1 protein-coding gene is annotated in these 1,421 nt (G+C 45.7%); it reads right to left on the bottom strand.

Translation table 11 applies throughout. The features are described from left to right. Window positions 1-88 precede the first annotated feature (88 nt). The gene (locus tag A3763_RS11890) at window positions 89-1,207 is read right to left on the bottom strand and encodes a sensor domain-containing diguanylate cyclase (RefSeq protein ID WP_068516496.1); all 1,119 of its coding nucleotides are present in this window, start codon (window positions 1,205-1,207) and stop codon (window positions 89-91) included. Window positions 1,208-1,421 lie beyond the last annotated feature (214 nt).

Here is a 1,421-nt window from a genome sequence, read left to right as displayed (position 1 = left end):
TTAAAAGTTGGACCGGTATGACACCAGGGCAGTACCGAACAGAAAGTTCGCAATTGAAAAGCCTATAAAACCGACAGCTTGGCGAGTATTAGTCGGTACTCACCAGGCCAGCCTTGGCAACCACGACATTATCCTGGGTTTCAGGAACACTTACTCGTTTGGAAGGTTTCTGACGCTTCATTTCATAAAGCCGCTCATCGGCTATTTTAAGCATCATTTTAGAGTCGACTCGATCCATTGATTCTGTCGAAATCACGCCATAACTAATCACAACAGGAATTACCTTATCCTCGACTCTGAGAGGCGTATTCAAGAGATGCTCGCGAATACGCCCTGCAATAATATCAGCGCCTTCTTGGCGCTGATGAGGCAGCAACACGACAAACTCATCACCAGCAAAGCGGAATGCCAAATCACTCTTTCGTGTTAACTCATTCAGATGATGTGCAACATGCTTGAGATAACTATCACCACAGTCATGACCGCAGGTATCGTTGACTATCTTGAAATCATCACAATCGATAAACATGACCGCCAAATCTTCTTTCTGGCGCGCATGACGACTTAACTCTTGATCAAGCGTTTCCTCTAACTCTCTACGATTACGTAATAAAGTAAGCGGATCTCGCGTTGCCAAAAAGCTAATCCTTTCTCTTGCCCATACACCCGCTAGCGAGAAAGAGACTTTTACAGACAACTGCTTCAGAAAGAAGCTATCTTTGCTCGGGCTATAGCGCTCGGCGGAGTTTGAACCCAGCATCAAAGCCCCTACAACCTTGCTATCAATCACAATAGGCAATACAGCCAGCGAACGAACACCGTGAGGCTCGGCATTGCGTTTCACTTCAATAGGCATGAGCGAGTGATAGCGCTTGATGTCACGACTAACCAAAATTGGCTCTCGGACACTCTGAGTCGCTCCTAGAAAATCCACCATACTCACTGTGCGCAGAATGACAGGCGCTTCTTTATCAGCTTTACGCTCAGCTTCGCGCAAAGTATCAATCAGATGAGCGTTAGAAGGCGTTTCCGTCAAAACCGTCCACACATGCTCGATTTCGAACTTTTCCTGCACCAGCGACACCAGCGCCATAAAGAAGTCCGAACAACGAGTAATGTTCATAATCGCAACTTCTATATCGAAGAGGTTACGAGCGATTATTTCGTTACGCCTCGCGGTCGCAACGAGGTCATCAACTGAGGGCATCCAAGAATCTCCGGCTTGGGATAGGTATAACTAAGACATCTGTATATTGTAGTTTAAATCGCTTCCTCTGTAGAAGCATAACGCAATTTTATCGCGGCAATTGGACTCAGATCATCACCAGACAGTGAATTCACCCGCCACCCGCATTAATTAACACATAAAAATCCGTTTTTATTAAATAAGATGGAATTAGGCTTGACGGGAAGCACATCGA

The sequence above is a fragment of the Oleiphilus sp. HI0128 genome (assembly GCF_001635365.1).
This window is presented reverse-complemented; position numbering and strand designations above follow the sequence as displayed.

Coding starts and splice junctions, on each gene's coding strand:
- A3763_RS11890 (WP_068516496.1), bottom strand. CDS start 1,207: ATGCCCTCAGTTGATGACCTCGTTGCGACCGCGAGGCGTAACGAAATA.